This window comes from Streptococcus sp. k-628, assembly GCF_013277475.1.
GTDB lineage: Bacteria > Bacillota > Bacilli > Lactobacillales > Streptococcaceae > Streptococcus.
Genome location: NZ_VMMZ01000009.1, coordinates 41,183 through 65,954, shown reverse-complemented (window position 1 = coordinate 65,954; position 24,772 = coordinate 41,183). Strand labels below are relative to the sequence as shown.

Below are 24,772 nucleotides of genomic sequence, written 5' to 3'. Positions count from 1 at the left end.
TATAAATCAATGTCTCGCCGCTTTAGACTTCCCTAGTTCTCGTCTCAAGCGAAGCATTTTTTTGAAACAGAAATAAGTTAACCTATTCAGACCAATGGCTAGCAGAATAAAAAGAAACCAAATGCCCCATAACTTGATATCTGTCAAATTTCTCAAGACGATATTGAAAAACAGAACTGAAACAACTGCCCAAGCAAGGCTAAAAAGAGCATAGAGGGGAATGTAAAACCAGTAAAAATAGTAAAAAATTGGGAAAAATTTACTTTCTCTATTATCCTTTTCAATCCAGCTGAAAAAGTAAAACCAGGGAAATAAGATTATAAATTTAAACAAATGTTTCATCGACACCTCCTTTTTGATAGCGTTTTCTATTATTTTATTATATCAAAAAAATCTGGAAATGTCATTCCAGATTCTACTTTTTTATTTGCGTTTTCTTGCGATGAGATGGATTGGAGTCCCCTCAAAGACAAAGGCCTTGCGGATTTGATTTTCCAAGAAACGCAGGTAAGAAAAGTGCATAAGTTCTTCTTCGTTGACAAAGATGACAAAGGTTGGTGGTTTAGTTGCCACTTGGGTCGCATAGAAGATTTTGAGACGTTTTCCTTTGTCTGTCGGTGTTGGGTTAATGGCAATAGCATCCATAATCACATCATTCAAGACAGCTGATGGAATACGTGTATTTTGACTTTCGCTGATTTGCTTGATCATCTCAGGAAGTTTGTGGAGACGTTGCTTGGTTAAAGCTGATACAAAGATAATCGGTGCGTAAGGCAGGTATTGGAACTGCTCACGAATATCTTCTTCCCAGTTTTTCATAGTATGGTTGTCTTTTTCAAGAGTATCCCACTTGTTGACCACGATAATCATCCCTTTACCAGCTTCATGGGCAAATCCTGCGATACGCTTGTCGTATTCACGGATTCCTTCTTCCGCATTGATGACCATTAAGACCACATCTGAACGGTCAATAGCACGCATGGCACGCATGACAGAGTATTTCTCGGTATTTTCATAAACCTTACCAGACTTACGCATACCAGCTGTATCAATCATGGTAAACTCTTGACCATCTGTATCTGTAAAGTGGGTATCAATGGCGTCACGCGTTGTTCCAGCAACTGGACTGGCAATGACACGGTCTTCTCCCAAGATAGCATTGATCAAGCTTGATTTTCCAACGTTGGGACGACCAATCAAGCTAAACTTAATCACATCTGGATTTTCTTCTTCATATTCATTTGGAAGATTTTCTACGATAGCATCTAGCACATCTCCTGTACCGATACCATGGACAGATGAGATAGGCAGCGGTTCACCCAAACCGAGAGCATAGAAATCATAGATATCATTTCGCATCTCAGGGTTGTCCACCTTGTTAACTGCGAGGATAACTGGTTTGTGGGTCTTATAAAGCTTACGGGCTACGTATTCGTCCGCATCGGTAATTCCTTCCTTACCAGACACGACAAAGACGATAACATCTGCTTCTTCCATGGCAATTTCTGCCTGGTGCTTGATTTGTTCCATGAAAGGAGCATCGACATCATCGATTCCTCCTGTATCAATCATGCTAAAAGAACGATTGAGCCACTCACCCGTTGCATAGATACGGTCACGTGTCACTCCTTCGACATCTTCTACAATGGAGATTCGCTCACCAGCGATCCGATTAAATAGGGTTGATTTCCCAACATTGGGACGTCCTACAATGGCAATAGTTGGTAGGGCCATAATTTCTCACTTTCTACAATAACTTCTTCTGTTCAAGATTTTTTCTAGTTGAGCTTGGTTCGGCTTGACTAAACTGTTCTGCTAGGCGCTGACTCCAGCTTGTGGTCGCACGCGCCCCAGCATAGTCCGCCTGTACACGGTCATAAGCTTCGATTGCATCAACTGTTTGTTCCTGATATTCTTCCTCAAAAACCACCTGATGCAATGGCAAGCGAGGTTTGACTTCATGTTCTTCATTTGGAAGACCCAGTGCCATCCCAAAGACAGGATAGGTGTAGTCAGGCAGGTTAAAAAGCTCTGCCACTTCTTCTGACTTGTATCGGACTAAACCGATAATGACACCACCATAGCCCAAGCTTTCAGCTGCCAGCAGGGCATTTTGACCAGCAAGGGCCGCATCGACCGAACTAATCAAGAGACCTTCCACACCTTGGGGTTGGAATGAGTCTGTATGAAGTCGGGCTCCCTTTTCTGCTCGGTTCAAATCTCCAACAAAGAGAAGAAAAACAGCTGACTGGCGAATGGCTTCTTGAGGTACCAATTCATACAAGGCATCTTTCTTCTCTTGACTTCGTACCACAATCACAGAGTAGGATTGGAAATTCTTCCAAGACGAGGCCATTTGTGCAGATTTCAAAATCTCATTTAAGTCTGCTTGGGGAATCTCTTGCTCTTTAAACCTGCGTACTGAAGTATGACCTTTCATCAGTTTAATCGTTTCTGTCATCGACGATTCACTCCTTCTAAACGAGTCTCCTCGGCCAAATAACGGATGCGTTCCATGACCCGTCTAGCTTCCCAGGTTTCGTCATTTCCATGTTTCCCTTTAGCGAAATGCAGCTCCAATTCTTCAAAGTTGAAGTTGGAGGTGAAAAAGGTCGGTAAATTTTCCTGCATCCGATATTGAAGAATGACTTGCAGGATTTCATCACGTACCCAAGCTGTTGATTGCTCGGCACCAATGTCATCTAAAATCAGGACTTCAGAAAGCTTAATCTCATCCACTAAGGTCTTAACATTACCATCACCGATAGCATTTTTGACATCGATGACAAAGCTAGGATAGTGGAGGAGAGTGGATGAAACACCACGTTTTTCTGATAAATCATGGGCTAGGGCAGCCACCATGAAACTTTTTCCCACACCAAAGTCTCCATATAAGTAAAGACCTTTTCGAATAGCTGGATATTGCTCCACGAAGGCTAATAGCTTTTCAAAAACTGGCAAGCGCCCCAAATCATCCAAGTCTACTTGAGCTAAACTAGCTTTCCTGAGACTGGCTGGCAGATTGATTAACTTGAGACGGTTCTTAATAGCCGCTTCTTTTTCAGCCGCGATTAGTTCAGGAGTTTCTTCATAAGAAACATCCGCATAGCCATGATTCATAACCAAAATCGGCTTGTAGCCTTTGGCAATATAATCCGTATCACCACGAAGAAACTTGTCTCGCTCGGTGATGTACTGATTAAACTTGGAGATACTGCGATTCAATTCCTCTGGGGTCAGGGATTCTTGCTGGATAAAGGCCGCAACATCAGGGTCCTTCATGATTTTCTGGACCAAATCTTGATAATGAAAACGGCTAGGTTGACGTTTGAGTACGTCTCCGACACTTTCCATCTAATCTCCTCCTTTTTCTAATCGAGCTAATAGTTCTTGTTTCTTACGTTCTAGTTCCAGACGAGTTTCCTCGCTGGTTTCATTCTTATAATCTGGATTGCTCCACTTGGGTACATTGGACTTGGTAGGACTTGGTTTACTGCTTTTTTGAGCCTGACTCTTCTGCCCACGTTCACGGATGCGCAAGACTGCCTCTTCTGCCGAATGAATTTTTTGATAGGCATAGTCATTAGCTACCTTCATGGCATATTTCTCATTGATATTTGCCGAATCTACCTTATTAAAGGTCAATAAGAGAATAATATTGATGACTTCGTCCAGCAAACCCAAACCAGCCATCTGTTGCAAGAGGTCTCTTTCTGTTTGGGTAATACTTGCCTTACGAGTTTGCTTGATTTCTGCCAAGAACTGCAAGGCAGTTTTACTTTTTGCTTCCTTGATAATGGTTGCTTCCTTAGGACTAAAGTCAGAGGAAACAGGTTTTTGAGCGATTTTTTCCTGCATGCGTTTGGTTGAAATAACCTGGGAAACAGCTGTTGACTTAGCCAATTGATAAGTTTCAAACCAAGTCCATTTCTTCTCCTCGGCAATGGCAAAGAGGTTTAAGACATCGGACTGCTCATCCGCAAAGCGAAGCCCATCTCGAGCCATAAGCTGACGAAAATGATCCAAGTCAAAATCGTTGGCCACTTTCTTCTTGAGACCAAGGTCTTCTTGACTTCCCAGTTCTGCCAAGTCTGGAAAGACTTGATTGAGTGAGACAGGTATTTCTTCTCCTTCAGCACTCTCAACTTTCAAATCCTCCACAGCGGCATCGCCAATTTTTTTCTCCAAGAGTCTACGATAAACAGGATGTTCCAAGAAATCCTGACTTGAAAGGGGAGCATGGATAGCTAGCTGATAAACATCCCCCTTTTGATAAAGGGTTAAGAGATTAAAAGCAGATAAGATTTTCAATGATTTTATCAGTTTATCCATCCCAAAGTTGAGATGGTTAAGAATGCTTGAAAAGAGGTATTCCTTTCTGCCATTATCCCAAAAACTAATCGTATAAAGATAAAGGCTCAGTGCCTCCTGACCGATAATCGGGAGGTAGCACTGTACCAGAGATGAGGTATCTTGCGACACCCGATTATTCTTTAGATAAGAAAAACGGTCAATTGGCTTCATTTATCTTTCCTTTTTCTTTTTAGAGGACTGGGTGATTTGTTGGAGCAGACTCTCTAACTCACTGACATCCTTAAAACTACGATAGACACTGGCAAAACGTACATAGGTAATCTCGTCCAGTTCAGCCAACTCCTCCATGACGAGTGAACCAATGTCCTCACTTTGAATTTCATTTTCATTTCGACCACGGAGTTTCTGTTCGATACGATTGACTACCATGTTGATTTCATCACTTGACACAGGACGTTTCTGGGCTGAGCGGATAATCCCATTAAAGATTTTATCTCTGGAGAATTGTTCCCGTGTGCCATCTTTTTTAACAACCACTAAGGTTCTTTCTTCTACTCGTTCGTAGGTTGTAAAACGGTGCTGGCATTCATCGCACTCACGTCTTCTACGAATGGTGTTCCCTTCTTCTGCTTGGCGACTATCGATAACACTTGACTTGGTAGCCCCACATTTTGGACAACGCATCCTTTCCCTCCTTATCGTTTTCTTTTCATTATACCATTTTTTAAACGATTCCCAAAACAATTCTTCTTTTTGCTTGACAAGTTTTTTGTTTTGTTGTATTATTTAATTAAGACAAAAAGATAAAAGAAAGGAGACCAAGATGTCCTGGACATTTGACAACAAAAAACCCATCTATTTACAGATTATGGAGAAAATCAAGCTTCAGATTGTTTCCCATACACTGGAAGCCAATCAACAACTTCCAACCGTGAGAGAGCTAGCTAGCGAGGCTGGTGTCAATCCAAACACCATCCAAAGAGCCTTATCAGACCTCGAACGAGAAGGCTTTGTCTACAGCAAGCGCACAACTGGACGATTTGTGACTGAGGATAAAGAGCTAATCGCCCAATCGCGCAAACAATTATCGGAAGAGGAATTGGAACACTTCGTTTCCTCCATGACCCATTTTGGCTATGAAAAAGAAGAACTACCAGGCGTAGTCGGCGATTATATTAAAGGAGTTTAAGCCTATGTCATTACTAGCATTTGAAAATGTATCCAAATCCTATGGAGCAACCCCAGCCCTTGAAAATGTTTCCCTTGACATCCCAGCTGGAAAAATTGTTGGTCTCCTTGGGCCAAACGGCTCAGGAAAAACAACCCTGATTAAACTAATCAATGGCCTCTTGCAACCAGATCAAGGACGTGTCCTCATCAACGATATGGACCCAAGCCCAGCAACCAAGGCCATCGTAGCTTATTTACCAGATACGACCTATCTCAATGAGCAAATGAAGGTCAAAGAGGCCCTAACCTACTTCAAGACCTTCTATAAAGATTTCAATCTTGAACGCGCCCATCATCTACTTGCAGACCTGGGTATTGATGAAAATAGTCGTCTCAAGAAACTATCAAAAGGAAACAAGGAAAAAGTCCAATTGATTTTGGTTATGAGCCGTGATGCTCGTCTCTACGTTTTAGACGAACCCATTGGTGGGGTGGATCCAGCAGCCCGTGATTATATCCTCAATACCATTATCAACAACTACTCCCCAACTTCTACCGTTTTGATTTCTACCCACTTGATTTCTGATATCGAGCCAATCTTGGATGAAATTGTCTTCCTCAAAGACGGTAAAGTCGTCCGTCAAGGCAATGTAGACGATATTCGCTATGAGTCGGGTGAATCCATTGACCAACTCTTCCGTCAGGAATTTAAGGCTTAAGCAAAGGAGATTATTTATGTTTTGGAATTTAATTCGCTACGAATTTAAAAATGTTAACAAGTGGTATTTAGCCCTCTACGCTGCTGTGCTAGTCCTTTCTGCCCTTATCGGGATACAAGCACAGACCTATAACAATCTGCCTGTCAAAGAAAGCCAACCTGTTTTACTTACTTTTCTAGCCCTCGTCTTTGGTGGCTTGATGATTACACTTGGAATTTCAACTCTTTTCTTAATCATTAAACGCTTTAAAGGCAGTGTCTATGACCGACAAGGCTATCTGACTTTGACCCTTCCAGTATCTGAACACCATATCATCACAGCCAAACTAGTCGGTGCCTTTATCTGGTCGATGATTAGCACTGCTATCCTAGTTCTAAGTGCTGTTATTATTGTGACCATAACGGTTCCAGAATGGATCCCTCTTTCTTATGTGATTACATTTGTAGAAACACATCTCCCTCAGATCTTTCTTACAGGTATATCCTTCCTACTAAATACCATTTCCAGCATCCTCTGCATCTACTTGGCTATTTCCATTGGACAGCTTTTCAATGAATACCGTACAGCACTCGCTGTTGCAGCCTACATTGGTATCCAAATCGTCATTGGATTTATTGAACTTTTCTTCAATCTTAGTTCTAATTTCTATGTCAATTCACTTGTAGGACTTAATGACCATTTCTATATGGGAGCAAGTATAAGTATTGTTGAAGAACTCATTTTCATAGCTATCTTTTACCTCGGAACCTACTATATTTTGAGAAACAAGGTTAATTTGCAATAGTTTTAAAATCAAATAAGAAAAACACAGAAAGTCAAATTAATAAAAAATTGATTTTCTGTGTTTTTTAGATTATTGCTAACTAATTTTGGTTTTAGCCAACACCAATAACAATTATTGACTCTAGAATACATAGAATCATGGTTATAATCATCTTTTTATTCATATAAACAACCTCACTTTCTTTTTTATATATGATATAATATTTTGAAAACATACTAAAAAATTCCCATATAAGCAATTGAGGTGACAGAAATGAAAAATTACGGAAAAATTTTTAAACAATTTAGAGAATCACGTGGATTAACATTAAAAGATGTTGCAAAACATGGTCTATCTACATCACATATTTCTAGATTTGAAAGAGAAAATTCTGATCTGACGATTGGTAAATTTATGCAAGCATTAGATGCTATTAATATGCCTGTTGAAGAATTTATGTATGCTGCAAATGACTTTCATCGGGATGAAATAAATGAATTATTAGAGCAAATTCGACTTCTAAGCTCTAAAAGAGATATTTCAGGAATGGAAAAACTACTTATTTCTCAACTTGAAAAGACTACAAAAAGAGAGAAATTCTATACTCTGAATACCATTCTAGTAAAAATTCGCTTACAAGATTTGTCAGAAAAAATCTATTACCATGAATCTGATATTAAATATCTATCTGACTATCTTTTTTCTGTGGAATACTGGGGATGCTATGAATTACTTTTGTTTATGAATACTATAGATGTATTATCTCACCCTACTATGATGTGCTTATCAAGAGAAATGTGTCAACGTTCCGAATTCTACAGAGATTTACCACATTATCGTAGATTGCTTGCCACCATGTTACTAAATGGATATATCACGTGTATAGAAAGAGAGGAATTTTTAGATTCTTTATATTTTAAAAAGCAACTAAAACATTGTTATTTTACAGAAACTGAGATATATGAAAAATTAGTTTTTCACTATGCCGAAAACTTATATACTTTAAAAAAAGACAAAAATAAACGTTCTGTTTTAGAAATGAGAAAGTGCATAGCAACGATGAAGTTAGTCCACAGCGATAGCTTAGCAAAAAAATTTGAAAAACATTTAGCAAAGGTAATAGAAGAACTGAAATAATTTTCTTATATGGGAAAATTTTTAATTATTATTTCAAAAAGAGTATCATTAAATCATCAAATTAAGGAGGTGAAAATATGAGAACAGTGCAAATTATTGACCTTGAAGATCTATTAGATACAGATCAAACTTACTCCGTACCAGGTCATTGTGGTCCAAGCCATTCTTGTGGTGGCGGACGATAGTTTTCTATGAGACGAGTTCTCACTCGTCTCCTTTATTTTATAATGGTGATATTATGCTAAAAAAAATATATACTAATATTGGAGATTATTATTTCGATAGTGAGAAATTCACATTATCTACTTCTTCAGTAGAGGGAACTACCTCCTATAAGCCCCCCTACATCCCCAAAAATGTTTTACAAAAAATTGTTATTAACATATCTAACAGTTGCAATTTATCCTGTTCTTACTGTTATGCGGATGGTGGAAATTACGGCATGGATAATAAAATCATGACTCTAGATACTGCTGATAATATTATTAACGAAGTCAAATTTAGAGGTATAACACAAATTAATAGACTTATCCTATTTGGTGGAGAACCTTTTCTTAATACTCAATTATTCGAATATATTATTAAAGAATTTTCCAAATTTACAACTATACTTAAAATAGAAACCGTGACTAACGGAACAATACTAAATAATAATGTTAAAAAAATAATAGATAATTTCCAACCATATCTAACTATTAGTTTAGATGGTCCAGAATTTATACATGATAAATTAAGAGGTAAAGGTAGTCATCGTAAAACTACTAAATTTATCCACTATTTAAAAACTATAAACTACACTAATTTTGAAATTGCTTCAACATACACTAGACTACATCAATTACATTCTCTAAGTAGAGATGATATTTTCCAATATTTTACAAATATGGATGTACACTTTAACATCAATGACGTATTTAGTAAAAATAAGGTGCTTGTGGTTAAAGAAATGGAAAAAAGCTTAGTAGATAGGAAAAAATTCATTACTGATTCTATAAATAATATTGTTGAAAATAATGAAAAAGCTTTTATAAGTCCCATCCTATATGATGTTTTAATTTCTATGATTTATAAGAGTACTAATCATACATTCTGCGACGATATAGATCCTTCAAATACCATAACTTTTGATGTTGATGGTAGCAAAAAATTGTGTTTTAGATTTTGGGGAACTCATAATAGCTCTAAAGCAGAGCTATTTAATAATAAAGAATACTTCCAACAATGTAAAGATTGTTGGTGTAAAGGTATGTGTCTTGAATGCGTTGCTAATATCATTGATGGTTATTCTTCAGTAATTAACGAAGATGGACAATTTATAGAATGTCATAAGCCTGAATTAATGGAATATTGTATTAAAGAAATCATTTATCTTTCACAAGATCAATCCAAAATATCTAAACTCGTTAATAATTTCAAAAGGTTTATCCGCTATGCTTAAAAATTTCTTTTCCAAGAAACACCTCATACTTTACTTCTTTTCTATTGCCATTACTTGGCTGGAAGCGATTATCACGCCAGCCCTTGTTCAGAATATTGTTGCTAGTTTTACCAATCAAGAACTAGACCTTCTTTGGAAAGTTTTGATTTTAGGAATCCTTGGAAACCTCATCCTCTTACTGGGTTTGGCTGGGAAACGCTATTACTACTCTCGTTTGATTACTGACTTCAAATATGGAATCAAGAGTGCTATTTTCAAGCGATTTTTAAACAATTATGAGATTGATGAAAAGGATATTTTGTCCGACCTAGAAAACGACGTCAAGCAAGTAGAAGAAAGCTATATTGAGCCAACGGTTATCATTATTTCTTCTCTCGGCTTTACCACGGTGTCCATTCTCTATGCCCTGTGGACCAATTTTTACCTGGGCTTAATTTTCATCCTCTTCTACTCCTTTCCTGTCCTCTGCAGTGCTATCGGATCCAAGCGTTTGGACGCACTTTCTGAAAAGCGGTCAACTAGTAACCAGAGCTACTTATCAAGCTTGACAAATTTTATTGGTGGCAGCCAGCAAATTCGCCATTATCAGGGGCAAGACTTCTTTTTTGCTCGCTACCAAAAGCAATTACAAACCAGTCTGGATGCCGAAATCAACTATGAAAAACAACGCACTTTAAACAGTCTTTTTATCAATAGCATCGATGCCTTTTGTTCTGTCACACCTATCGTCATCGGTGGCTTTATGACCTACTATAATTATTTAGATGCGGCTAGTTTTGTGGCCATCTATCTGGTTTCCCATAATATCGGCTATCAATTCCAAGAGTTGGCTTACTTTACCAACACCCGAAAAGCGACTCAAACTCTTCTCAACAAATACCAAAAACTTTTGAGCCAACCTGATTCCATCTCGCCTAGAAGCATAGAAAATATTTTCCCTATCCAGCTTGACACCATCTCCCTAGAAAAAGAGGGGAATATCCTCCTGTCTCCGATTTCCATGCACATCAATCAAGGAGAAAAAATTGCCATTATCGGGGAAAGTGGCTCTGGTAAGACAACCCTCCTTAATATCATTCATGGAGAAGAGACACCAACAAGTGGCCAGATTAGCTTTGCTGGTCAAAACCTGTCACGTCAAGAAATCACAAGTATTAGTTCCTATATCCTTCAAGATAGCCATTACTTTGACACGCTATCTCTGGAAGACAATATTCTTCTAGGACTGGATAAAAAACAAGAGACTTTAAATCATATCCTCAAAAAAACAGGATTAGAACATTTGAAAAATCGACCCCTTAGCAATGACAGTCTATCTGGTGGCGAGAAACAACGACTAGAAATTGCTCGTGCCCTCTATCACGATAGCCAACTCATCTTAGCTGATGAGATTAAGGCCAATCTTGACTTGGAAAATAGTAGAAAGATCAGTGACTTGCTCTTCTCCCTACCTCAAACAGTCATAGAAGTCATTCACCACTACACAGAAGAAGACTTAAAACACTATGACCAAGTCATTCACTTAAACAAAGAAAAGTAATATTCTTCGAAAATCGCTTCAAACTATGTCAGTTTGACCTACAAACCCAATACTTTGCTTTGAGCAACATGCAGCTGACTTCCTAGTTTATTCTTTAATTTTCATTAACCTTTGTGCATTTCCTTGAAATTTTCTGAAAAAAGAGTAAACTGGTATTCAAGAAGTCTATTTCGTGGAGTTTAGGATGAAATTATATGTTCAATTAATGATTCTCTTTGTGATTTCTCTAATCGGAGAGGGAATTTCCAGTTTCTTTCATTTGCCCATCCCGGGCAGTATTATCGGTTTGATTATTCTTTTTCTAGCCCTGCAGTTCAAGTGGCTAAGGACCAGGCACGTCAACATGGTGGGAAACTTCTTGCTGGCCAATATGACCATTCTCTTTTTGCCGCCAGCAGTGGGAATCATGGAGAAGTTTGATGTGATTGCTCCCTATCTTTTGCCCATTGTTTTGATTGTCTTTTTTGCAGCAGTCATCAATATTATCCTCATAGCCTTGGTAGTTCAGTTCATCAAGAGACGGTTTGAGGGAGATTATGAGAAAGGAGATGCCAAATGAGTGAATTTGTTTCCAATCCCTTGTTTGGGCTTGCCCTGTCTATCCTAGCTTATCTAGTGGGAATGCTGATTTACAGACGTTTTCCCCATCCATTGACAACGCCCTTGCTTTTGTCAGCTGTTTTCATTATCATCTTTCTAAAGGTAACAGGTATTTCTTACCAAGATTACTACCAAGGTGGAGTTTATCTGAACAACTTGATTGTCCCGTCGACCGTGGCTCTAGGGATTCCGCTTTATAAGAGTTTTCACTTGATGAAGCACCATGCACGGAGTATTCTCTTTGGTAGTCTGTTAGCGGTAGTGGTCAATACATCTTTCACGGCTCTTGTAGCAAAGATTTTTGGCATGGACTTTTTCCTAGCCATTTCTCTCTTTCCCAAGTCAGTAACAACCGCCATGGCAGTAGGAATTACAGAAAAATTGCAAGGTCTGACAACCGTGACCTTGGTGGTTGTGGTGGCGACTGGGATTTTAACCAGTGTCATCGGACCAACCCTTTTGAAGTGGTTGAAAATAGATGATCCAGTAGCTGTTGGTCTTTCCCTTGGAGGAACAGGTCATGCAGTCGGAACAGGGACAGCCTTCCGATACGGCTCTGTAGCAGGAGCCATGGGTGGTTTGGCTATCGGTGTTACCGGTATTCTCTATGTCTTTGTCAGCCCTATTGTAGCCAGTTTGATATTGAGTTAATACTCAATGAAAATCTCTTCAAACCGCGTCAACGTCGCCTTGCCGTAGGTATGGTTACTGACTTAGTCAGTTCTATCCCCAACCTCAAAACTATATTTCGAGGAGCCTTCCGCTAACTTCCCAGTCTGATTTTCATTGACTATTAACGATACTTTATCACATAAAGAGGCTGGATGAAAAGTCTTCACAATCAAAAAACGCATACTACTAAGTCTTGAAAAATCCTGGTAGTATGCATTTTTTGTGAGCTGACTTATTTCCTTTCACTATATCGCAAAATGAAATAAGAACGGAACGATGGGATTTTGGAATTCAAATCAATTTATAAGAATGTTTTAGAAGCAATATTATCCTATTCCAGATTCAGTTCACTATACAATTGAGTTTTCAAGCAACCTGTTTACATAATGTGTGAATAATTAGGTTCGTAATTCCACTCTTTTTATCTCTAAAAAACCTCGCTTTCGCGAGGCTCTTCTATTTATAAGCTAAGGCACGTTTAAAGGTTTTCCAGATTCCTAAATCATCCGTTTGAAGGACTAGGCTGGCATACATGCGTCCGATAAATCCTGTTGCTACCACTGCAAAAATCACTGTAATCGCAAGTGAAATCCATGCTTCTACTCCCCCTGCATAGCCATTAATGGTTCTAAATGGCATAAAGAAGGTCGAAATAAAGGGAATATAAGAACCAATCTTCAAGATAAGATTATCACCGGCTGCACCTAGAGCTGTCACTCCAAAAAAACCACCCATAATCAAAATCATCAAAGGCGACAAGGCTTTTCCTGCGTCCTCCGGACGAGAAACCATAGAACCTAGAAAGGCCGCCAAGACGACGTACATAAAGAGACTAACCAAAATAAAGAGCAAGGTATTCAGTGAGATAGCATCTCCCAAGTGATCCAAAATACCAGACTGAGCCAAGAATGGCAAATCTTTAAAGAACAGAATGGCAGCGAGACCACCTACAACATAAATCCCAATATGCGTTAAAATCACTAGAAATAGAGCCATCATCCGCGCATAGAAATAGTGACTAGCCCTTATGCTAGAAAAGACGACTTCCATAATTTTGGTGCCTTTTTCACTGGCAACTTCCTGAGCTGTCACACCCGCATAGGTAATCAGAATCATATAAAGAAAGAATCCTAAGGCGCCTGCTGCAATTGTTTGAACAAACTTTTTATTTTCCTTGGCTTCATCAATCTTTTCTGTGAATTGAACTGTCTGCGCTAAGCGTTTTTCCTGCTCTTGAGACAAGGAGGCCGTTGAACGATTAAGCTGATTTTGCAGTTCATTGAGTGTACCTGTAACCTCAAATTTAATTCCATTTTCAAGCGATGTTTCGCCATGATAAACTGCCTTTAGAACACTATCTTCTTGATCAATGGTCAGATAGCCTTTTAATTTTTCATCTTTAATCGCTTCTTTTGCACTTGCTTCGTCTTTATAGTCAAAGTTAATACCATTTACATTCTTCAGTCCTTCTGCTACAGATGGCACTGTTGTCACTACTGCCACTTTATCATTTTTAGCCATTGAAGAGCCTTGGAGATAGCCAATTCCTCCAGAGAGACCGATAAACAAGAATGGTGAAATCACCATAAAGAAGAAACTCCATGACTTTACATGTCGAAGATAGGTTTCCTTGATTACAACCCACATATTTCTCATACTTCCACCCCTGATTCTAGTTTAAAGATTTCATCGATTGTTGGCGCTTGTTGATCAAAGGTTGCGATATACTGCCCCTGAGTCAAGATTGGGAAAAGTTCCCTTCCAGCGCTCTCATCCTCCAAAATCAATTTCCAACTGCCTTGCTTGGTCAAGCTCACCTGTTTGACATGAGGAAGTTTTTCCAATTCTTCCTTGCTTCGTTCACTTGAAACAAAGAGACGTGTTTTCCCGTATTGATTGCGAACATCCTGAACGGGTCCATGCAAGACCACACGACCATCTCGGATCATGAGAATATCGTCACAAAGCTCCTCGACGTTAGTCATGACATGGTCAGAAAAGATAATGGTTGCCCCACGTTCTTTTTCCTGAAAAATGACTTGTTTGAGCAATTCTGTATTGACTGGGTCCAATCCACTGAAAGGCTCATCCAAGATAATCAAGTCTGGTTCATGAATCAGAGTAATGATGAGCTGAATCTTCTGCTGATTTCCTTTTGACAGGCTCTTGATTTTATCAGTCAGCTTCCCTTTCACTTCCAACCTCTTCATCCATTGAGGGAGTTTTTCCTTGACCTCCTTGGCATCCATACCTTTTAGAGTCGCCAAGTAGCGAACTTGTTCAAGAACTGTCAATTTAGGCATGAGACTGCGTTCTTCAGGCAGATAACCAATCCGAGCATAGGTCTCCTGACGAATATCCTGACCATCCAGACTGATTTCTCCTTGATATTCTAAAAACTTCAAAATACTGTGGAAAATCGTTGTCTTCCCAGCACCATTTTTTCCGACTAGTCCCAAAATACGACCTGGTCGCGCTTGAAAGTCAATACCAAACAAAACTTGCTTGGATCCAAAACTTTTCTCTAGACTTCTTACTTCTAGCATCTTTAACCTCCGAAATTTCTTTCACTCATTATACTCCTTTTTGATAGCCTTTACAATGATTTCTGTCCATTTTTAGAAGACTAATGCTATGTAAAATATGGCATGGAGCGTTTTTAGTGATAAATCCATTATACAGTAGCAAACTTAATTTATCCACTCTGCTCCTCAACTGTCAGTTTTTGATCCTGAATTGTTATTTGAGTAAGTTCTTTTTCCCCATAAAGTTCTCTTCCTCTAAAACTTCTGGAAAAAAGCGAATAATTTCTTGACAACATTTTTTATAAGAAACAAGTTCATCTGTCATTTCAAGAAGGAGTAATCCTTTATCCACTAATGGGCGGAACGGAATTCAATCGCTTGTCTGATGTGTTTTCTAAGGAACATATCTACTATACACATCCCTATGCCTCTTGGGAAAGGGGAACCAATGATAATCACAACAGGCTCATTCGTAGATGGTTACCTAAGGGAACTAAGAAAACGACTCCCAAAGAAGTCGCATTCATCGAAAAGTGGATGAACAACTATCCTAAAAAATGCCTGAGCTACAAGTCGCTCAGAGAAAACTTCTTGATGACTAACTTGAACTTGAAATTTAGCAATAATTCATTCACCATCTAACTATATTTAGTAATTATTTCAGAACTGATCAATATTAAAATTAACTAACGATTCAAAGAGTTCATACTAGACATAAATTACGTCCATCAGAGAGACTCTTATTATTTTTAGATTTTAGCTTTTCTAGCTTCAGAATACATCTAAACTTTAGAGAAGATGACTATTCGAAAGCGCGAATGCCTCAAAATTATCTCAGATAAGCTATTTGAAACTCAGAATGCTTTTAAATTTATGGAATCACGCTTATTCTAAACCTAGAATACACATAAACTTTAGGAAACAAGCCTATTCACTATCCATTCATCATCAAAAACACTCATTCCCCCTTTCTCCTCCAAAATATGGTATAGTAGAAATATACTATCTATGAGGAGTTTACATGTCACAGGATAAACAAATGAAAGCTGTTTCTCCCCTTCTGCAGCGAGTTATCAACATCTCATCGATTGTCGGTGGGGTTGGGAGTTTGATTTTCTGTATTTGGGCTTATCAGGCTGGGATTTTACAGTCCAAGGAAACCCTCTCTGCCTTTATCCAGCAGGCAGGTATCTGGGGGCCACCTCTCTTTATCTTTTTACAGATTTTACAAACGGTCGTCCCTATCATTCCTGGGGCCTTGACCTCGGTGGCTGGGGTCTTTATCTACGGCCACATCATCGGGACAATCTACAACTATATCGGCATCGTGATTGGCTGTGCCATTATCTTTTATCTGGTGCGCCTCTACGGAGCTACCTTTGTCCAGTCTGTCGTCAGCAAGCGCACCTATGACAGGTATATCGGTTGGTTGGATAAGGGCAATCGTTTTGACCGTTTCTTTATCTTTATGATGATTTGGCCCATTAGTCCAGCTGACTTTCTCTGTATGCTGGCTGCCCTGACCAAGATGAGCTTCAAGCGCTATATGACCATCATCATTCTGACCAAACCCTTTACCCTCGTGGTTTATACCTACGGTCTGACCTATATTATTGACTTTTTCTGGCAAATGCTTTGACATGTAAAAAATCCGTTTGGTTTCCCAAGCGGATTTTGTGTTTTATTTTGAAACTTCTTTTGCAAGAACAAAGTTCCCAAGAGTAGCAGAACCATTTCCTGCTACTGCTGGCGTTACAATGTAATCACGCACATCAGGTACTGGTAGGTAACCATTGAGAAGAGATGTAAATTTCTCACGGACACGGTCCAGCATGTGTTGTTGAGCCATGACCCCTCCACCAAAGACAATCACGTCTGGGCGGAAAGTCACTGTCGCATTAACCGCAGCTTGAGCGATATAGTAGGCTTGGACATCCCAAACAGGGTTGTTGAGTTCAATGTTTTCCCCACGAACACCTGTACGAGCTTCCAAACTTGGACCAGCTGCATAGCCTTCCAGACATCCCTTATGGAAAGGACAAACACCCTTAAACTCTTTTTCAATATCCATTGGGTGTCTAGCAACATAATAATGACCCATTTCAGGGTGACCCACACCACCGATAAACTCACCACGTTGGATGACACCTGCACCGATACCTGTACCGATTGTGTAGTAAACCAAGTTTTCGATACGACCACCAGCATTATTACGGGCAACCACTTCACCATAAGCAGAGCTGTTTACGTCTGTAGTGAAGTACATTGGCACGTTGAGGGCGCGACGAAGGGCACCAAGCAAGTCCACATTTGCCCAGTTTGGTTTTGGAGTCGTTGTGATAAAGCCATAGGTTTTTGAGTTTTTATCAATATCAATCGGACCAAATGAACCAACTGCAAGACCAGCAAGATTATCGAATTTCGAGAAGAACTCAATGGTTTTATCGATTGTTTCGATTGGAGTTGTTGTTGGAAATTGTGTTTTTTCTACAACGTTAAAGTTTTCATCACCGACAGCACAGACAAACTTTGTACCGCCCGCTTCCAAGCTTCCATATAATTTTGTCATGATAAACCTCTTGTTTTTATTTTCTTTATTATAGCATATTTCGAAAGTCTAAATTTCTCTATTTTTTAGATTTTCCTCTGTAAATCTTACCATTCAAGCAAAAACGAACAAACATGTCATTTGTTCGTTTTCGCATTAGAGAGGATTGATTAGATTTTCACTTCGATCACAGCATCCCCCTTCGCAACTGAGCCTGTTGCGACTGGAGCTACTGAAGCGTAGTTAGCTGTGTTTGTAACGATAACCATTGTTGTATCATCAAGTCCAGCTGCAGCGATTTTGTTTGAGTCAAATGTTCCAAGAACATCTCCTGCTTTCACCTTGTCACCTTGAGCAACTTTTGCTTCAAAACCTTCACCGTTCATTGTTACAGTGTCGATACCAACGTGGATTAAGACTTCAGCACCATCAGTTGTTTTCAAACCAAAAGCGTGTCCTGTTGGAAAGGCGATTGAAACTTCCGCATCAGCTGGTGCATAGACCACACCTTGGCTAGGTTTCACAGCGATACCTTGTCCCATAGCTCCACTTGAGAAGACTGGGTCATTGACATCAGCAAGAGCTACAACGTCACCAACGATAGGAGTTACAAGTGTTTCATTTTGAAGAGCTGCTGGAATGTTACCAGTTGTTTCTTCTTGGACCAAACGTTCTGTCGCTACTTCAGTAGCAACTTCTTTTTCATCCTCATAACCAAACATGTAAGTAAGAGCAAAACCAAGTGCAAATGATACAGCTACCATAAGAAGGTATTGGGCAAGTTGTCCGTTACCAACATAAAGCATTGTACCAGGGATGATGGTGATACCACTACCATTACCAGCAAGTCCAAGGATAGAAGCCAATCCACCACCGATTGCACCAGCAATCAATGAGAGGAAGAATGGTTTACGGAAGCGCAAGTTCACCCCGAAGATAGCAGGCTCTGTAATACCGAGGAAGGCAGAAAGAGCAGCTGGGAAAGCAAGTGTTTTCAGTTTTGGATTTTTAGTTTTAACACCAACCGCAACAGTCGCAGCACCTTGAGCTGTCATAGCCGCAGTGATGATAGCGTTGAATGGGTTAGCATGGTCAGCAGCAAGCAATTGCACTTCAAGCAAGTTGAAGATGTGGTGCACACCTGACACGACGATCAATTGGTGAACCCCACCAATCAAGAAACCACCAAGACCAAGTGGCAAGCCAAGAATTGCTTTTGTACCAATAAGGATATAGTTTTCAACAATGTGGAAGACTGGTCCGATGACAAAGAGTCCAAGGATAGACATGACCAAAAGTGTCACAAATGGTGTTACCAAGAGGTCAATGACATCTGGAACGACCTTGCGGACAGCTTTTTCAAATTTAGCTCCGACAACCCCGATGATGAAGGCTGGAAGAACGGAACCTTGCAAACCAACAACAGGGATGAAACCAAAGAAGTTCATAGCTGTTACTTCACCACCTGAAGCAACTGCCCAAGCGTTTGGAAGTGAGCCAGAAACAAGCATCATACCAAGAACGATACCAACGGCAGGGTTACCACCGAATACACGGAAGGTTGACCAAACAACCAAACCTGGCAAGATGATGAAGGCTGTATCTGTCAAGATTTGTGTGTAAGTTGCAAAGTCTCCTGGAAGTGGCATTTCAAGAGCAATGAAAAGACCACGCACACCCATGAAGAGACCTGTCGCTACGATAACTGGGATGATTGGAACGAAAACGTCACCGAAAGTACGGATAGCACGTTGGAACCAGTTCCCTTGTTTAGCAGCTTCTGCTTTCATGTCATCTTTAGATGATGTTGGTAAACCAAGTGCAACAACTTCATCGTACATTTTGTTTACTGTACCAGTACCAAAGATGATTTGGTATTGACCTGAGTTAAAGAAAGCACCTTGAACTTTTTCCAAGTTCTCAATCACTTCTTTATTGATTTTTCCTTCATCTTTGACCATGACACGAAGACGAGTCGCACAGTGAGCTACACTGTTGACATTTTCACGTCCACCCAAGGCATCGATGACTTTTTTTGCAATTTCCTGATTGTTCATTTGCAAAAATCTCCTTATATAAAATTTTGTTCTTGTTTGAAAGCGATTTTATTCGCCCTACGACTATTATTTTATCATGTTTTAGAAATATGTCAAGCGTTTTGCAGAAAAAATATTCTATCCACTTAGTTTGCTCGCTTTAGATTGATTGATTTTAACTGTTTTATCAGGTGTTCCTTAAAAAAATAAGTTTAAAATCTTGGTTAAAAGGGTTTTATTTCATTCTCTTTCATATTTTTGTGAAAATTTGATTGATTTCCTGCATTTATTTTATGATAAACGTTTGACAGTTTTTTCTCTTTTTTAACATAAAAGTCTTGCTTTTTTTTCCGAAAACGGTTACTATTAAAAGTGATAAGATTTTTGGAGGAATAGAAGAATGGAATGGACAACTGAGCGTCGTTACAGACTTTATCAAGATTGGACGCAAGAAGAAATTAAGAATATTAAAGAAAATATGGCACAATCTCCATGGCATACTCATTATCATGTTGAGCCAAAAACAGGACTTCTTAACGACCCAAATGGCTTTTCTTACTTTGATGGAAAGTGGATTGTTTTTTATCAGAACTTTCCTTTTGGTGCAGCCCACGGTTTGAAATCTTGGGTTCAATTGGAAAGTGAGAACTTGGTTCATTTCACAGAAACTGGAGTCAAAGTTTTGCCTGATACTCCATTAGATAGCCACGGTGCCTACTCTGGTTCTGCCATGCAGTTTGGCGATAACTTATTCCTATTCTATACAGGAAATGTCCGTGATGAAAACTGGATCCGTCACCCTTACCAGATCGGTGCTTTGATGGATAAGGATGGCAAGATTACGAAGATTGACAAGATCTTGATTGACCAGCCAGCAGACTCTACTGACCACTTCCGCGATCCGCAAATTTTTAACTTTAAAGGTCAATATTATGCTATCGTCGGAGGACAGGACTTGGAGAAAAAAGGCTTCGTCCGTCTCTACAAGGCTGTGGACAACGACTACACAAACTGGCAAGCAGTTGGCGACCTTGACTTTGCTAACGACCGCACTGCCTACATGATGGAATGCCCAAATCTAGTCTTTGTAGGAGAGCAACCTGTCCTTCTCTACTGCCCACAAGGATTGGATAAGAAAGTTCTAGACTACGACAATATCTATCCAAATATGTACAAAATTGGGGCTTCCTTTGACCCTGAAAACGCCAAAATGGTAGATGTATCTCAACTTCAAAACATGGATTATGGTTTCGAAGCCTATGCAACTCAAGCCTTCAACGCTCCTGATGGACGTGCTCTAGCAGTTAGCTGGCTTGGTTTGCCAGATGTTTCTTACCCATCTGACCGTTTTGACCACCAAGGAACCTTCTCATTGGTCAAAGAACTGACTATCAAAGACGGCAAACTCTACCAATACCCAGTCGCAGCTATCAAGGACCTTCGTGCTTCTGAAGAAGTCTTCTCAAACCGTGCTCAAACCAATAACACCTACGAACTCGAGCTCAACTTGGAAGCTAATAGCCAGAGCGAGATTGTCTTACTTGCTGACAAAGAAGGCAAGGGACTTGCAATCAACTTTGACCTTGTAAATGGTCAAGTGACAGTGGATCGTAGCCAGGCTGGTGAACAGTATGCTCAAGAATTTGGGACAACTCGTTCTTGCCCAATCGATAATCAGGCTACTACTGCTACAATCTTCATCGATAACTCTGTCTTTGAAATTTTCATCAATAAAGGAGAAAAAGTATTTTCTGGTCGTGTCTTCCCACATGCGGACCAAAATGGGATCCTGATCAAATCTGGAAACCCAACTGGAACTTACTATGAATTAGATTATGGTCGCAAAACTAACTGATGTCGCCAAACTTGCAGGCGTCAGCCCTACTACCGTTTCTCGGGTTATCAATAAAAAAGGGTATCTATCTGAAAAAACCATTCAAAAGGTCAATGAAGCCATGCGAGAATTGGGCTATAAACCCAACAACCTGGCTCGTAGTCTGCAAGGAAAATCAGCTAAGTTAATCGGCTTGATTTTCCCCAATATTTCCAACGTTTTCTATGCAGAATTGATTGATAAACTGGAACACCAACTCTTCAAAAATGGTTACAAGACCATCATCTGCAACAGTGAGCACGATTCTGAGAAGGAACGCGAATACATCGAAATGTTGGAAGCCAATCAGGTGGACGGCATCATTTCGGGTAGCCACAACCTAGGAATCGAAGACTACAATCGTGTGACAGCGCCGATTATTTCCTTTGACCGCAACCTGTCACCAGACATTCCTGTCGTTTCCTCTGACAACTATGCTGGTGGGGTCCTAGCCGCCCAGACCTTGGTTAAGACAGGTGCCCAGTCTATCATCATGATTACAGGGAATGACAATTCTAACTCACCAACCGGACTGCGCCACGCTGGTTTTGCATCCGTACTCCCAAAAGCTCCTATTATCAATGTTTCCAGTGATTTTTCTCCAGTCAGAAAGGAAATGGAAATCAAGAATATCTTGACCCGTCAAAAACCAGATGCCATCTTTGCTTCAGATGACTTAACTGCTATTCTAGTCATTAAAATCGCTCAGGAGCTGGGCATTTATGTCCCTGAAGAGCTCAAGGTCATCGGCTATGATGGGACCTACTTTATCGAGAATTACTATCCTCAACTGGCTACTATTAAGCAACCCTTGGAAGAGATTGCTTGTCTCACTGTTGATCTTCTCTTACAAAAGATTGAAGGCAAGGAAGTTGCGACAACTGGTTACTTCTTACCAGTCACTCTTTTACCAGGAAAAAGTATTTAAACACAAGAAAACTCAGACCGAATTCGTCTGAGTTTTTTATGATCTTAAATTTTCTAGGTAGCGCTGGGCTGTCTCTAGGTTAAAGGTTTTATCTGCGATGAGGCGCTCGACTAGGGGAGCTACCTCGGACTCACTAGCACCTGCTAGGAGAGCCAAGGATTTGGCCTGCAATTTCATGTGACCTTGCTGGATTCCTGTACTCACCAAGGCTTTGAGGGCAGCAAAGTTTTGGGCAAGTCCGATAGAAACGATAAGCTGGGCTAATTCTTTGGCAGAAGGATTTCCCAGTAGTTCATGACTGAGGGCTACACGAGGGTTGAGACCAATAGAGCCACCCTTGGTTGCTACAGGCATGGGCAGGGTCATCTCACCAACTAATTCTTCTCTATCAAGGTCCAGCGTCCATTGACTAAGACCTTGATAGTGTCCATCTCGACTAGCAAAGGCATGGGCTCCAGCCTCAATGGCACGCCAGTCATTACCAGTAGCAATCAAAATAGCATCAATACCATTAAAAATCCCTTTATTATGAGTAGCGGCTCGATAAGGATCAGCCTGCGCAAACTGACTAGCCAAAGCTATTTTCTCCGCAATTTCTCGTCCTTGATCCTTTTGGCGGCTCAAGTAGCGAAAGGCGATACGACAACTTGCAGTCACCAAAGAATCGGTCGCGTAATTAGATAGGATTCCCATGAGACTCTGTCCCTGGCTGAGTTCTTCTAAGACTGGTTTCAAGGCTTCCAGCATGGTATTGAGCATATTAGCTCCCATAGCTTCTTGGGTATCGACATGGAAATAAACAACAAGAAAGTCTGTTTCGCCTTTAATCTGTTCTACATGCAGATCACGCGCCCCACCTCCACGTTTAACGATAGAAGGATAGGCTTGATTGGCAAGTTCTAAGAGCTCAGCCTTCTTGCTGGAAATCTTCTCTTGCGCTAGATCTGGATCATCAACTTGATAAAGGGCAACCTGCCCAATCATCTGACGCTCATGAACCTGAGCAGTAAAGCCACCTGCTCGCTTGATGATTTTACTGGCATAGCTGGCCGCAGCAACCACCGACGGTTCTTCTGTCACATAGGGAACTGTGTATTCCTGACCGTTAACGAGAACCTCTGGGACCAGCGAATAAGGTAGAGAAAAAGTTCCCACTACATTCTCACTCAGCTGGTCTGCCACAGTCACACTCATCTGTTCATCCTGCTCCAAACTCCCTTGTCTCTCAGGACTAAGGAGTGCCTGAGCTTGCAACAACTCAAGGCGCTCATGGTATGATTTTTTAGAAAATCCATTCCAACTTATCTTCATTATTTTTCAACCTTGCTATAACGGCGTTGGTGGTCGAGAATTTCAACCAAGGCAAAATCTTGATTTTCATAGCCAGCAAACTGGGCAGAGTTTGTTTCATCCAAGTCTACTTCCTCAAAGAAGACCTTTTCATAGTCTGCAACGGACAGGGCAGTTCGTTGGTTGAGCTTATTCAAACGGTCTTTATCCAGATAAGCTTCATATCCTTCAACCAATTCACCACTAAAGAACTCAGCCACAGCCCCACTTCCGTAACTATAAAGGGCAATTTTATCCCCAGCCTTCAAGCTATCTGTATTTTCCAAGAGAGACAGAAGCCCAAGGAAGAGGGATCCTGTGTAGATATTCCCCACCTTCTGACTGTAGAGAATAGACTGGTCAAAGTGCTTTTGCAAGAGGTCTTTTTTCTCCTGAGGCAAGTTCTTATCCATGATTTTTTTCAAGCCTTTTAGCGCTAATTTAGGGTAAGGCAAGTGGAAGCAAACCGCCGCAAAATCATCCAAAGTAAGCTGGTAGCGTTTTTGGTATTCAAGCCAAGTCGTTTTCAAACTATCCAAGTATTGCTGGGTAGAATAAACACCATTTACATAAGGGGTTGTTGAGTAATTTGGTCGCCAGAAATCCATGATGTCACGGGTCTGAGCCACATTGTCATTATTAAAGGCCATCATGCGCGGATTTTGTGTAATCAACATGGCCACACTGCCGGCACCTTGAGTTGGTTCTCCTGGAGTTTCAATACCATATTTGGCAATATCACTGGCAATGACCAAGACCTTGGACTGTGGAGAATTTTCCACATGCAATTTGGCATAATGAAGGGCAGCTGTCGCTCCATAGCAGGCTTCTTTGATTTCGAAACTACGAGCAAAGGGCTGAATGCCCAGCAAGCCATGCACAAAGACGGCCGCAGCCTTACTCTGATCAATTCCTGACTCGGTCGCCACAATGACCATGTCAATTTCTGATCTTTCTTGCTCAGTTAAAATAGAGTCACTTGCGCTGGCCGCCAAGGTCACAATGTCCTCAGTTAGGGGCGCAATACTCAATTCCTCGAGTAAGAGTCCTTTACTTAATTTTTCAGGGTCAATTTCCCTCGCTTCTGCTAAGTCTTGTAACTTCAAGACATATTGACTGGTCGCAAAACCAATCTTATCAATACCGATTGTCATATTTACCTCTGTTTTATCATTCATGT

23 protein-coding genes and 1 pseudogene are annotated in these 24,772 nt (G+C 40.3%); 12 read left to right on the top strand and 12 right to left on the bottom strand.

Features of this window, described 5'->3' with window-relative positions; all coding sequences use genetic code 11:
- Positions 1–6: 6 nt before the first annotated feature.
- The 6 genes from HT730_RS10385 to nrdR all read right to left on the bottom strand — a co-directional run bounded on the left by HT730_RS10385 (position 7) and on the right by nrdR (position 4,998).
- Positions 7–342, bottom strand: a complete 336-nt coding sequence (locus HT730_RS10385) for a hypothetical protein (RefSeq protein ID WP_240151445.1) — start codon at positions 340–342, stop codon at positions 7–9.
- Positions 343–423: 81 nt separating this feature from the next.
- Positions 424–1,734 (bottom strand): ribosome biogenesis GTPase Der, encoded by a 1,311-nt coding sequence (gene der, locus HT730_RS01870; RefSeq protein ID WP_001207696.1) that lies wholly within the window; start codon positions 1,732–1,734, stop codon positions 424–426.
- A gap of 13 nt (positions 1,735–1,747) precedes the next feature.
- Positions 1,748–2,461, bottom strand: a complete 714-nt coding sequence (locus HT730_RS01865) for an NADPH-dependent oxidoreductase (protein ID WP_173306624.1) — start codon at positions 2,459–2,461, stop codon at positions 1,748–1,750.
- Positions 2,458–3,354 carry a primosomal protein DnaI gene (gene dnaI, locus HT730_RS01860; RefSeq protein ID WP_023940737.1) on the bottom strand — a complete coding sequence of 299 codons (897 nt, stop codon included), beginning with the start codon at positions 3,352–3,354 and terminating at the stop codon, positions 2,458–2,460. The genes HT730_RS01865 and dnaI overlap by 4 nt, the downstream gene beginning before the upstream one ends.
- A complete protein-coding gene (locus HT730_RS01855) occupies positions 3,355–4,524 on the bottom strand; it encodes a replication initiation and membrane attachment family protein (protein WP_173306623.1) in 1,170 nt (389 codons plus the stop codon). It lies immediately after the preceding gene.
- The gene (gene nrdR, locus HT730_RS01850) at positions 4,525–4,998 is read right to left on the bottom strand and encodes a transcriptional regulator NrdR (RefSeq protein ID WP_001203672.1); all 474 of its coding nucleotides are present in this window, start codon (positions 4,996–4,998) and stop codon (positions 4,525–4,527) included. It abuts the gene before it with no gap.
- A 139-nt stretch (positions 4,999–5,137) separates the two neighbouring features.
- Between nrdR and HT730_RS01845 the strand changes: the two genes are divergently transcribed.
- The 8 genes from HT730_RS01845 (at position 5,138) to HT730_RS01810 (ending at position 12,332) form a co-directional block, all read left to right on the top strand.
- Positions 5,138–5,503, top strand: coding sequence for a GntR family transcriptional regulator (locus HT730_RS01845; protein ID WP_000119147.1), 366 nt, complete (start codon positions 5,138–5,140; stop codon positions 5,501–5,503).
- A 4-nt stretch (positions 5,504–5,507) separates the two neighbouring features.
- Complete coding sequence (locus tag HT730_RS01840; RefSeq protein ID WP_004256110.1) at positions 5,508–6,203, top strand: ABC transporter ATP-binding protein; 696 nt, start codon at positions 5,508–5,510, stop codon at positions 6,201–6,203.
- A 16-nt stretch (positions 6,204–6,219) separates the two neighbouring features.
- Positions 6,220–6,987 (top strand): hypothetical protein, encoded by a 768-nt coding sequence (locus HT730_RS01835; protein WP_173306622.1) that lies wholly within the window; start codon positions 6,220–6,222, stop codon positions 6,985–6,987.
- A 252-nt stretch (positions 6,988–7,239) separates the two neighbouring features.
- Complete coding sequence (locus HT730_RS01830) at positions 7,240–8,103, top strand: Rgg/GadR/MutR family transcriptional regulator (protein WP_173219720.1); 864 nt, start codon at positions 7,240–7,242, stop codon at positions 8,101–8,103.
- A gap of 238 nt (positions 8,104–8,341) precedes the next feature.
- Entirely contained in the window at positions 8,342–9,541 is a 1,200-nt protein-coding gene (locus HT730_RS01825; protein ID WP_173219717.1) for a radical SAM protein, read from the top strand.
- Positions 9,534–11,081 (top strand): ABC transporter ATP-binding protein, encoded by a 1,548-nt coding sequence (locus HT730_RS01820; protein ID WP_173306621.1) that lies wholly within the window; start codon positions 9,534–9,536, stop codon positions 11,079–11,081. Before HT730_RS01825 ends, HT730_RS01820 begins: the two co-directional genes overlap by 8 nt.
- Before the next feature lie 184 nt (positions 11,082–11,265).
- Positions 11,266–11,640, top strand: coding sequence for a CidA/LrgA family protein (locus HT730_RS01815; RefSeq protein WP_000781325.1), 375 nt, complete (start codon positions 11,266–11,268; stop codon positions 11,638–11,640).
- Positions 11,637–12,332 (top strand): LrgB family protein, encoded by a 696-nt coding sequence (locus tag HT730_RS01810; RefSeq protein WP_001288952.1) that lies wholly within the window; start codon positions 11,637–11,639, stop codon positions 12,330–12,332. Before HT730_RS01815 ends, HT730_RS01810 begins: the two co-directional genes overlap by 4 nt.
- Positions 12,333–12,809: 477 nt before the next feature.
- On the opposite strand, the gene HT730_RS01805 is transcribed toward HT730_RS01810, so the two are convergent.
- Together HT730_RS01805 and HT730_RS01800 are read right to left on the bottom strand one after the other, a co-directional pair.
- Positions 12,810–14,009 (bottom strand): ABC transporter permease, encoded by a 1,200-nt coding sequence (locus tag HT730_RS01805; RefSeq protein WP_173306620.1) that lies wholly within the window; start codon positions 14,007–14,009, stop codon positions 12,810–12,812.
- Complete coding sequence (locus HT730_RS01800) at positions 14,006–14,899, bottom strand: ABC transporter ATP-binding protein (RefSeq protein WP_050241923.1); 894 nt, start codon at positions 14,897–14,899, stop codon at positions 14,006–14,008. Before HT730_RS01800 ends, HT730_RS01805 begins: the two co-directional genes overlap by 4 nt.
- Before the next feature lie 339 nt (positions 14,900–15,238).
- Between HT730_RS01800 and HT730_RS01795 the strand changes: the two are divergent.
- Both HT730_RS01795 and HT730_RS01790 read left to right on the top strand, forming a co-directional pair.
- Positions 15,239–15,520: pseudogene (locus HT730_RS01795) on the top strand (IS30 family transposase); the annotation flags it as partial.
- Between the two features lie 379 nt (positions 15,521–15,899).
- Positions 15,900–16,517, top strand: coding sequence for a TVP38/TMEM64 family protein (locus HT730_RS01790; protein WP_173306619.1), 618 nt, complete (start codon positions 15,900–15,902; stop codon positions 16,515–16,517).
- A 42-nt stretch (positions 16,518–16,559) separates the two neighbouring features.
- Here HT730_RS01790 and scrK read toward each other — a convergent pair whose 3' ends face one another.
- Positions 16,560–17,447, bottom strand: a complete 888-nt coding sequence (scrK, locus tag HT730_RS01785) for a fructokinase ScrK (RefSeq protein ID WP_000164310.1) — start codon at positions 17,445–17,447, stop codon at positions 16,560–16,562.
- A gap of 149 nt (positions 17,448–17,596) precedes the next feature.
- Complete coding sequence (locus HT730_RS01780) at positions 17,597–19,483, bottom strand: sucrose-specific PTS transporter subunit IIBC (protein ID WP_173306618.1); 1,887 nt, start codon at positions 19,481–19,483, stop codon at positions 17,597–17,599.
- Positions 19,484–19,862: 379 nt separating this feature from the next.
- Here HT730_RS01780 and HT730_RS01775 point away from each other — a divergent pair, with 379 nt between their 5' ends.
- Positions 19,863–21,317 (top strand): glycoside hydrolase family 32 protein, encoded by a 1,455-nt coding sequence (locus tag HT730_RS01775; protein ID WP_173306617.1) that lies wholly within the window; start codon positions 19,863–19,865, stop codon positions 21,315–21,317.
- Positions 21,298–22,263: a LacI family DNA-binding transcriptional regulator gene (locus HT730_RS01770; RefSeq protein WP_173306616.1), complete on the top strand. Its 966-nt coding sequence runs from the start codon at positions 21,298–21,300 to the stop codon at positions 22,261–22,263. The genes HT730_RS01775 and HT730_RS01770 overlap by 20 nt, the downstream gene beginning before the upstream one ends.
- A 36-nt stretch (positions 22,264–22,299) precedes the next feature.
- Here the strand turns inward: HT730_RS01770 and HT730_RS01765 are convergent, their stop codons facing one another.
- The gene (locus HT730_RS01765; RefSeq protein WP_173306615.1) at positions 22,300–23,574 is read right to left on the bottom strand and encodes a hydroxymethylglutaryl-CoA reductase, degradative; all 1,275 of its coding nucleotides are present in this window, start codon (positions 23,572–23,574) and stop codon (positions 22,300–22,302) included.
- Positions 23,574–24,746, bottom strand: coding sequence for a hydroxymethylglutaryl-CoA synthase (locus HT730_RS01760; protein ID WP_173306614.1), 1,173 nt, complete (start codon positions 24,744–24,746; stop codon positions 23,574–23,576). Before HT730_RS01760 ends, HT730_RS01765 begins: the two co-directional genes overlap by 1 nt.
- Positions 24,747–24,772 lie beyond the last annotated feature (26 nt).